Here is a 9,644-nt window from a genome sequence, read left to right as displayed (position 1 = left end):
TGTTGGCGACGGTTGAAAACTAGGCCAGAAGCGACGGTCGAAAAGTAGGCCACCCGATCTGATTGGATGGGTGATCTCCTTGGAGGACTGGGCGTTGATCCGGCATCTTCATCGCAGCGAGGGTTTGTCGCAGCGGGCTATTGCGCGGCAGCTCGGCATTGCGCGTGACACGGTGGCTGATGCGTTGGCCAGCGACGAACCGCCGAAGTACCGGCGGGCGCCGGTGGTCTCGGCGATCAGTGCGGTCGAACCGCAGGTCCGCGCGCTGTTGATGGCCTATCCGCAGATGCCGGCGACGGTGATCGCCGAGCGGGTGGGCTGGACGGGTTCGATCTCGTGGTTCCGCGAGCGGGTGCGTGCCCTGCGCCCGGAGTATTTGCCGGCTGATCCCGTTGATCGGCTCGCCCATCCGCCAGGTCGGGCGGTCCAGTGCGACCTGTGGTTCCCACCGGTCAAGATTCCGGTCGGCTTCGGTCAGCAGGCCATGCTGCCAGTGCTGGTGATGGTGGCGGCGTTCTCGCGGTTCATCGCCGCGGTGATGCTGCCCTCGCGTCAAACGATGGACCTGGTCGCCGGGATGTGGCAGCTGATCTCGGGCAGCTTGGCGGCGGTGCCCCATGAGATGTGGTGGGACAACGAAGCCGGTATCGGGCGCCGAGGGCGGCTCACCGAACCGGTGACAGCGTTGATGGGCACGCTGGGATCGCGGATGGTGCAACTCAAGCCCTACGATCCGGAATCGAAGGGCATCGCTGAGCGGGCCAACCGGTATCTGGAGACCTCATTCATGCCGGGCCGCACGTTCGCCTCGCCGCTGGACTTCAACACTCAACTGGGACAGTGGCTTCCGATTGCCAACAGCCGCACGGTGCGGGCGCTCGACGGCCGCCCGATCGATTTCCTCGATTCCGATCGGGATGCGATGCTGGCCCTGCCGCCGGTCGCCCCGATCGTCGACACCGTCACCTCGGTGCGGCTGGGCCGCGACTACTACGTGCGGGTGTGCGGTAACGATTACTCGGTCGACCCGACGGCCATCGGTCAGCTCGTCGACGTGCGCTCCAGCCTGCGGGAGGTGGTCGTGACCCGGCATGGAGGTCTGCTGGCCAGCCATGACCGCTGCTGGGCTGTTCGTCAGACCCTGACCGATCCCGCCCATGTCGAGACCGCGTCGAGGCTGCGTCGCCAGTTCCAACAAGGCGCCCGCCGGACAGAGCCTGACCATCCGGTGCGCGATCTGGGCGACTACGACCGCGCCTTCGGAGTCGACTTCACCGGTGCCGGCACCGACGGTGAGGTGGCGTAATCATGGCCGAGGATCCGATCAAAGCGGTGCTGCACTATGCGCGGGCGCTCAAGGCGCCGCGCATCCGGGAATCAGCGGCACGGCTGGCCGAGCAAGCCCGCGACGGCGGCTGGAGCCATGAGGAGTACCTGGCCGCGGTTCTCTCACGCGAAGTCGCCGCCCGCGAGGCTTCCGGAGCAGCTATCCGAGTTCGCTCGGCAGGGTTTCCGACCCGTAAGTCGTTGGAGGACTTCAACTTCGACCACCAGCCGGCACTGAACCGGGACGTGATTGCCCACCTAGGCACCGGCGCTTTCTTGGCCAAGACCAGCAATGTGGTGCTGCTCGGCCCACCCGGCACAGGCAAGACACATCTGGCGATCGGGCTGGCGATCAAGGCCGCCCAAGCCGGCCACCGCGTCGCCTTCGCCACTGCCGTGGACTGGGTCGCCCGCCTCAAGGCTGCTCACAACGCCGGGCGCATGCCCGCCGAGTTGGCCAAGCTGCGCCGTATAGGGCTGCTCGTCGTCGACGAGGTCGGCTACATCCCGTTCGAGCAGGACGCTGCCAACCTGTTCTTCCAACTCGTCTCCAGCCGCTACGAACACGCCTCGCTGATCCTGACCTCCAACCTGCCCTTCGCCCGCTGGGGCGACGTCTTCGGCGACCAAGTCGTTGCCGCCGCGATGATCGATCGCATCGTTCACCACGCCGAAGTCCTGACCCTCAAAGGGTCCAGCTACCGCCTAAAAGACACCGGAATCGACACCCTGCCCTCCGCCCGGGCAGACAACACGGCACAATAACCACGACCACGTGGCCTACTTTTCAACCGTCGCCACCGGCCTACATTTCGACCGTCGTCAACATGTTCAGGACTCCACCGCTTGCCCAACAGATCTGCGACGACACCATGGAGTTGCTCGTCATGTGCTACGCGGCGTGTCCGCGACGGCCGGGATTGCCGCTCGACTGCAAGTCGCTCCGCCGTGGCGGGCAAGTAGCGGTCCTGATCGTCAGCGTTGCGGCGCAGCTCCCGAGAGACCGTCGAGGCCGCCCTGCCCAGCTCCTCGGCGATGGCGCACACACCGACTCCGGCGCGCTTCAGATCGGCGATCGCCGTCCTCTCGTCCAGCGACAGATATCGAGGATGCCGGGGAGCGGCAGCTGTGAGCTTCACCGGTGGATAGTGCACCGACTCGCCGGCAACATTGCGACTTGTGCGTCCGTAGCGCCAGCGTGTCCCTGTTCTGCGGTCGATTCCCACAATCCGGCACGCCTCGGAGTTACCTACCCCCTGCGCAATCAGCCGACCGAACCACTCCTGCTCCTCGACCAGCATTCCGCCACTTGGGCGTCCACGTGGCCGGGTCTTCCGCTCTGCTCCCACCGCAACCTCCGCATAACCTCGGTGTTGCGACGTTCACTGGAATCCGCGTCATGAATTTTGGCCCCACCCTCGTCAGTCGGCGCGTTTGGCTCGGGTGGCGGTCTTGCTGGTGCGTAGTCGGTAGGACTTGGTGCCGGTCTCGAGGATGTGGGCGTTGAAGGTGACGCGGTCGACGATGGCGGCGACGAGGCGGGGGTCGGGGAAGACGGTGCCCCACTCGCTGAAGGGCAGGTTGGTGGCGATCGCCACCGAGGCGCGTTCTTCGCGTTCGGTGATGATCTGGAAGAGCAATTCGGCCCCGCGAGGGTCGATTTGGACGTACCCGAGTTCGTCGAGGCAGAGCAGATCGAGGCGTCCGTATCGGGCCACGACGCGGGAGAGGGCCCGTTCGTCGGCGGCTTCGACGAGTTCGTTGACCAGTTGCGCGGTGGTGACGTAGCGGACCCGGCGGCCCTGTTCGCAGGCCGCCAGCCCCAGCCCGATGAGCAGATGGGACTTGCCGGTTCCGGAATCCCCGAGCAGCACGACTGGCTCGCCGGCATCCATGTAGTGGCCGGCGGCCAGTTGCCCCAGCAGCGCTGGTGTGATGGTGGGTACGACGTCAATGTTGAACTCCGCCAACCGTTTCAGCCGCGGGAACTTGGCGTCGTTGATGCGCCGGGCGCGGCGCCGTTCGGTGCGGTCGTCGACCTCGGCGGCCAGGACTTCGGCGAGGTAACGCAAATGGGTGTGGCGTTCCCGGTCAGCGATCTCGGCCAGGCGGGCGGATTCAGTACGCACCGTGGGCAGGTGCAGCTCGCGTGCCGCGGCGCCGATGGAGGCTTGGGCGGCGGCATCAGCGGTCGCCGGTTTTGCAGCGGTGGTGGTCATGAGTCACTTCCGGTCAGCAGGTCGTCGTAGTCGGTCAGCGACGGTGCCGGCCGGTCGTAGCGGGCCAGGGCGCCGATCGCGGCGATCGGCGCCAACGGGGTGGTGTCACGGCGGGCGTCGATGATCACCGCCTCGGGGTCCAGGCATCCCGAGGTGACCGCGCGGTCCATCGCGGTGATCAGCGCGGCGGCCGGCAGGCTGCGGTGCGCCAGCAGGACGGTGATCAGTGCGCGGGTTCCCTTGGCGTCGCCGCGGGCGGTTCGGGCGGCATCCCAGTAGGACTGGTGGCTGCCGGTGAACACGCCGCGGGTTTTGGCCTGGGCCAGTGCGGTCGCCCCGGGCAGGGCGCCGGGCTTTCTCGCCAGGACTTCCAGATAGTGATCCAGGCACAGGACTTCCACGTAGCGTCCGGCCGCGCGTTCGTGGCGGGCCACCAGTCGGGGCCCGTCGTAGATCTCGACGGTCCGGGCGGCCAGACGCACCGGCAGACGCCGCCCGGCGTAGCGGGCCGGAACAGAGTAGAAGCATTGCCGCACAGACACTCTGGCCCGATTGTCGACCCGTGCGTGCAGCAGCCTCGCGCAGTCGAACCCCTCGTCCGGCAACTCCATCAACGCAGCGGCTTCGGCGGCGAATGCCGCCCCGACGGTGATCGGGCGCCCGGTGATCACCCGGTCGTCGTCGAGGACGTCGGCAGTGGCGATCACCTCGTTGAGCTCGGCCAGGGAGGCGACCTTGGGGACCGGGACGAGGTGGCGTCGCCGGAAGCGGCCGATCTCACCTTCCACTCCGCCCTTCTCGTGCGCGCCCTCGACCCCGGGGCGGCAGAAGAACGAGTCGAACCCGTAGTGGCTGCGCAGCGCAGTAAACCGTTCGGACTCGGTACGGTCGCGGCCCTTGAGGACCCGGATGACGGCGGGTTTGAGGTTGTCGTAGCGGATCCGGGCCGGCACCCCGCCGAAGTACTCGAAGGCCAGGACGTGACCCTCCAGGAATGCCTCCTGCGCCTGGGTGGCGAACGCGACGTGAAATGCTTTGCCCGAGTGGGACAGTCGCATCACGAACATCCAGCACTTGACCACCAGTCCGGCGATCGTGGCGTAGAACTCACCGAAATCGACCTCGGCTTCGGCACCGGCCTCATGGGCCTGCGGGACCGACACCTCCTGGTGGTCGAGTCCCAACTCGACCCGCCGACGCGCGACGTAACGCGACACCGTCACCTCCGCGCACGTAGCCCCGTGCTCGGCGACCAACCGCTGCCAGATCCGCCGCGCGGTGTGGCGTTGCTTGCGCGGAGCGTCCTTATCGGCGAGCAGCCACGCGTCGATCACCGACACCCACTCGTCGATCGCCGGCCGGGGCCGCGCCGGATAGGCCTTGCGCGGCGGCGGCACCGCATCCTCGAGGGCCTGGCGCACCGTTCGCCGATGGGTGCCATGACGATCCGCCAACTCACGGATCGACAAGCCCTCCAGCCGCCGGTCCCTCCTGATCTTCTCGAACAGTGCCACGCGTGACCGCATCCTGACCGACCTCCCTGACGACCGCCAACGACGACGGTGCGACAGGAGAGATCTGAACGAGGGTGGGGCCAAAATTCGTGACGACACACCGCCCCACCCGGCCGGAAACGGTCACCCACCCACCGGGGCCAAAATTGGTGAAGAACACCGACCAAAGTGGGGCCAAGTCAGGTGACCACACTCACCCTCTCCTCTGCGGGGTTAGTGAACCATGCAATACGCCAGACGCACGTCAGAAAATGAGTAGATGACCGTGCGTCACGCCGCAAATGCTCGGCCGGAGCTGGCGCGATGGCCTCATTTTGGCGGAGAGAGAGGACGTGGGCCGTTTTAAGGCATGGCGGTGGCGGTAGGCGGGGGTCCCTCCCCGAGGGGATCTACCGGCATCCGCAGTCTGCCTGATTACCCGGCGAGCACCCGATAGACCGTCGCACGGCTGATACCGAAGGCAGCGGCGATTGTACTTTCCGGTCCCCGCTGGCGTGAATCCGCTGTGCCAGCACGGCCTTCTTCTCATCAAGCGCTTTGGGTCTGTCGATGTGCTGGCCGCGAGCCCGACGCGCTTCACGCGCCGCGGAGCGACGCTCCCGGCCCAACTCCAACTCAAGCTCCGCGAGGCTTGCCAAGACGCCGGCCGCCATCCGGCCTGTGGCGTTCGACGCGTCAATGCCTTCGCGAAGCGAGCGGAGCACGATCCCGCGCTCTCCAAGGTCGCGAATCGTACCCATTACCTCAGCGGCATCGCGGCCCAAGCGGTCTATACCGACAACGACTATCATCGCGGACTGGGCCAGGCGGGGGCCAGCCATCATGGTCAGATGTCGGGGGTTCGCGGTTGCTGGTGATGATGGTTGACGCGGCGCGGTGGCGTTCGCCGATGATCTCGTAGAAGTCGGTGGTTCCGGTGGCTTCGCATCGTGAGCTGACGACACTTCTGACGACAACGATGACGACAGTCGGGCTCCCCGACACCTCCGCCCACACGGCAACAGAACTCGTATCACGCCTGATCACGCCCTCCGCCCGTGTCTACGGATCAGAAGGTTGGGGGTTCGAATCCCTTCGGGCGCACGATATATGCATGTAGCGGGCCTTCGATCAAACGTTGGAGCGGTCGAAACTTCCGCGATCTGATACTGTCCTGATACTTTCAGCCGACACTTCGCTGACCAGCAAATTTGTCGAGCACAGCACGAACATCCGGTCCGCGCGTCTGGCGCTGAAGGTAGTGGGCTTCGGTGGTAGCCAGTTTGGCGTGGGAGAGCTGTTGTTGTGCCTGCTCAACACCCAATGCATCCCGGACGACGGTGGCCACCGTTCGCCGGAATGAGTTTGGAGTAACCCACGCGAGGTCATCAGGCAGCGCGGCGCGCAGCGATCTCCGCATTTTGGCTAGCGATGTCCAGTTGCCGTCGCGGTTGGTAAAGACGGGTCCGTCCATCCCTGATTCACCAACCAAGGTCGTGGGGGCTTCGACACCGAACCGCGGTAACACCACCGTGTGTGGAGGAGCATTTCCCTTGCAGGCGTCCTGGCGATGAAGGGGCTTGCCCTTGATTCTGCCGTGGTCGATCAGTGTGCCTGTGATCGTCGCCGTGGGAGGTTCCGCCAAGAGGTCAACCTCTGACCAACGCATACCTAACACTTCATTGGGTCGCGCACCGGTAGCTGCCAATAGCTCCACGAATGCGGGCAGCAGCCGCCCCGGCCGCGGACCTGAACTCTTCCGGGCAGCATAGGCGCGCACGGCGGAGCGGACTTGCTCGAATTCCGCCGAAGTCGCCGCCCGTGCCGCCTTGAGGGTCGTCTTCCGGGTGCGTGCTTCCCGAATCGGATTGATCGAGAGCACGTCGTGGCGCACCGCCAGGCCGTACATCCCAGACAGGATCATCCGAAGCCGCTTGGGACGTCGACTGGAATCCGCCGAAGGATTTCGCCGAACTCGTCCATGCTGACTTGCCGCCGCTCGTTGAGCGTTGGCGCAAGTGGGTCAGGGGGTCCCCCTTCGATATTTGCGCACTCGACGATAGGGCATATCTCGGTGCTGAGCAGCTCGACCCAGCCCTCGTCACGATCCGGGTGATGCCTCGGGTGGCAGACAACCGGCAGCGCAGGCACCAGGTCATGCAAAACGTGGGCTCCGCCAGGCTTGAAGGCAGTCCAGCTGCTGACGTCCACCCACCGGTCCTGCGTAAGTGCTGTTTCTCGCGCATGGACCAATTCCCATGCCAGTGGAGGGAAGTAGACGGTAGCAACAGCGCTGATGCCCAACGGCGCCCCTGAGGCGCTGCGGCGCAAATGCGGCCCGCGTACGTGTTGGCCGAACATCGGTCCCGCGACACGGGCAGACACACCTCGCGCCAGCGCCAAGTAGAGGCGAATCTCTGGCGGCGTCTGTAGCGGACTTCCACTCATGAGCTGAGACGGGAAATCGGGCCAACGCTGGTGGATGATCGGCCCGGTGGCGCACATACCCAACAGGATCGAGCGGATGACCGCGCCGGGGTCGAATGTAATAGATGGCGTCGAGATCAGCGGCAAGACCTCTATTTGCCAGGGCTTCACCCAAAGTGGGCGTAGTGCCTCGGCGAAGTGGCCGTAGGCCCCGTCGTATTTGCCAGCGTCGCTGTTGCAGTCCTTGCACAGGCCGTACAGGTAAATTCCGCCAAGGTCTTGGCGACCCGAACCGACCACGTGTTTGTTCGCAATCAGGCGGTACCGCTTGACTAACATCTCGTTGCCAGCGCAGCGCGGCGGGACGTGTGCCTGCGACATCCGCTTCGTGACCCCACAGATTCCGCAGGGACGTTTGTCGCCGCGCTGGTGGATCAGGCCCAGAACCTGAACGGGCTTATCGCTCCGTTTCGACTTCGACGACATCCACGGCCTCAACCACGGTCATACGGAAGACGATACGTCGATGCCCGTAGCTCGCTACGACTTTTGGCTGTCGGTCGGGCCAGTCGGCTACCTCAACATCCGGCGTGGGATGCCCGCCCAAGTTGACCGTCGCGACCATCCATGGCCCCTGACCGTCACGGCCAGGTACTCGCTGTCCTGCCTGACCGCGCCCACGCGATACGCAGTCGCCATTCTCCGGGCCGTTCTAAATGGGCTTGAGTTCGTCGTGCCCAAAGCAGTAAGTGCCCGAAAGAGGCCCAAATTTCACCTCCACGTCGCCGTCGTCGAGAATTCTCTTAACCGTGCCAACCTTCCCGTCGAAATCATCGCCGGATAAAACCACGCGCACCCGATGACCCACTTGCAGGTCGCTTGCGCTTGGACTCCCTATCGGTATCGGGGCTCTTCCCAGGCTTTCAGGCACGCCGTTCGAGGCCGGTCGCCGTCTTGGCTGAGTAGGTACAGACGACTTGGTCGCAGTGTCGGAACTGGCTACCGGGGCGGGAGCGAAGCGGTACCCACAGTGCTTGCATACCCTGGCGTCGGCGAGCACCGTCTCGGCGCAATCGAGGCACTTCTTCGTTGTCGCCCCTCTATTCTCCGAAGCCCACGAGTCCACCAACTCTTCATCTGCAGCTTCTAGAGCTTGCTTCGCGATTCGCAAAAGCAATAGCGAGCCAACGGATGCCGCGGCAACGCCCGCCCCCGCAACATAGATGGCGATGCCGAAGTCCGCGAGCGTCCCCGGCTGAGTAGTGATGGGGTTTCCATCGGGACCGACTGGATAAAGAGTCCGCAAGTCCTTGTTAGTGACATAGCCGACGGCCAACAGCGCAGCCACGACGCACAGCACGATAGGTAACCATCGAACCGACCACCTGCCCCGGCTAAGCCGATAGCCGCTAACGGCGATACCCAAGGCAAGCGCGACGAGCGTCCAGCCGTCGTGCTGGATAAGAGTATTGTCGGCAACCCTGCTAAATGTGACTATCGGTTCGACAAGCGGCAAGAACGTCGAGATAGCAATCGCGACGGCACCGACGATAACTAGGCCCAGGCCGAGAGGATTGTCAGACGCTGCTCTGTTCATTGCGCCCCTGCTATTCGGTAGTTCGGAGTGGTTTCGCTCCTACCGGGAGTGTGGACTGAGCGTGTGGCAGAAGTGTCTACAACCTGAGGCATTTACAGGAGATTCGCAGGCGGATCTTCTCGTGTTACGGGTTCCGAGCGCCCTGGCTTCAGGCAACCTCGGCCTGCCCGCCGCGGATGGCGGCCGAGTGGACATGCGCAACCCCCAGGCGCCCCACGGACACCATTGGCAGCAAACGCTGGCGCCCTTCACCAGTCTCCACTTTACTGATACAAACCCGATAAATCCGCCCGGATTCAACCGGTTTAGCACGGACGCTGTACCTACAGAAACTGTTGTGCCGCAATACATTAACGGACGAACCCGGACGGTCTCCTGCCGGTCGGATACGCCAGACGGTTGGGGGTTCGAATCCCTTCGGGCGCACTCAGTCGGCAGCCGGCTGGAGCGCGACGAAACTCCCGGGGGGACGCGGGTTTCGGGTCGCCGCCTCACCCGTGGCCCGGCAGGGCTTGCAGGTCGCCCTCGATGCCGTGCAGGTCGCCTTGGATACCGTGCAGCCTGCCTTCGATGGCCTGCAAG

Annotated in this window: 6 protein-coding genes and 3 pseudogenes; 2 read left to right on the top strand and 7 right to left on the bottom strand. The window is 64.8% G+C overall.

Annotated elements, in window-relative coordinates:
* The first annotated feature begins 70 nt into the window (after positions 1-70).
* Positions 71-1,306 (top strand): IS21 family transposase, encoded by a 1,236-nt coding sequence (istA, locus tag AC2VOP_RS03375; RefSeq protein ID WP_486959658.1) that lies wholly within the window; start codon positions 71-73, stop codon positions 1,304-1,306.
* A 2-nt stretch (positions 1,307-1,308) separates the two neighbouring features.
* Positions 1,309-2,091, top strand: coding sequence for an IS21-like element helper ATPase IstB (gene istB / locus AC2VOP_RS03370; RefSeq protein WP_486959657.1), 783 nt, complete (start codon positions 1,309-1,311; stop codon positions 2,089-2,091).
* A gap of 59 nt (positions 2,092-2,150) precedes the next feature.
* Here the strand turns inward: istB (AC2VOP_RS03370) and AC2VOP_RS03365 are convergent.
* The 7 genes and pseudogenes from AC2VOP_RS03365 to AC2VOP_RS03335 all read right to left on the bottom strand — a co-directional run.
* Positions 2,151-2,675 (bottom strand): annotated as a pseudogene (locus tag AC2VOP_RS03365) (transposase); the annotation flags it as partial.
* Positions 2,676-2,747: 72 nt separating this feature from the next.
* Positions 2,748-3,545 (bottom strand): IS21-like element helper ATPase IstB, encoded by a 798-nt coding sequence (gene istB, locus AC2VOP_RS03360; RefSeq protein ID WP_486959656.1) that lies wholly within the window; start codon positions 3,543-3,545, stop codon positions 2,748-2,750.
* Complete coding sequence (gene istA, locus AC2VOP_RS03355; protein ID WP_486959655.1) at positions 3,542-5,071, bottom strand: IS21 family transposase; 1,530 nt, start codon at positions 5,069-5,071, stop codon at positions 3,542-3,544. The genes istB (AC2VOP_RS03360) and istA (AC2VOP_RS03355) overlap by 4 nt, the downstream gene beginning before the upstream one ends.
* A 402-nt stretch (positions 5,072-5,473) precedes the next feature.
* Positions 5,474-5,847: pseudogene (locus tag AC2VOP_RS03350) on the bottom strand (recombinase family protein); the annotation flags it as partial.
* Positions 5,848-6,221: 374 nt separating this feature from the next.
* Positions 6,222-6,977 (bottom strand): annotated as a pseudogene (locus AC2VOP_RS03345) (tyrosine-type recombinase/integrase); the annotation flags it as partial.
* The gene (locus tag AC2VOP_RS03340) at positions 6,959-7,951 is read right to left on the bottom strand and encodes a hypothetical protein (protein ID WP_486959654.1); all 993 of its coding nucleotides are present in this window, start codon (positions 7,949-7,951) and stop codon (positions 6,959-6,961) included. The pseudogene AC2VOP_RS03345 and the gene AC2VOP_RS03340, both read right to left, overlap by 19 nt.
* A gap of 226 nt (positions 7,952-8,177) precedes the next feature.
* Positions 8,178-9,062 (bottom strand): hypothetical protein, encoded by an 885-nt coding sequence (locus AC2VOP_RS03335; RefSeq protein ID WP_486959653.1) that lies wholly within the window; start codon positions 9,060-9,062, stop codon positions 8,178-8,180.
* Positions 9,063-9,644 lie beyond the last annotated feature (582 nt).

The sequence above is a fragment of the Mycobacterium sp. TH-M106 genome (assembly GCF_057473765.1).
This window is presented reverse-complemented; position numbering and strand designations above follow the sequence as displayed.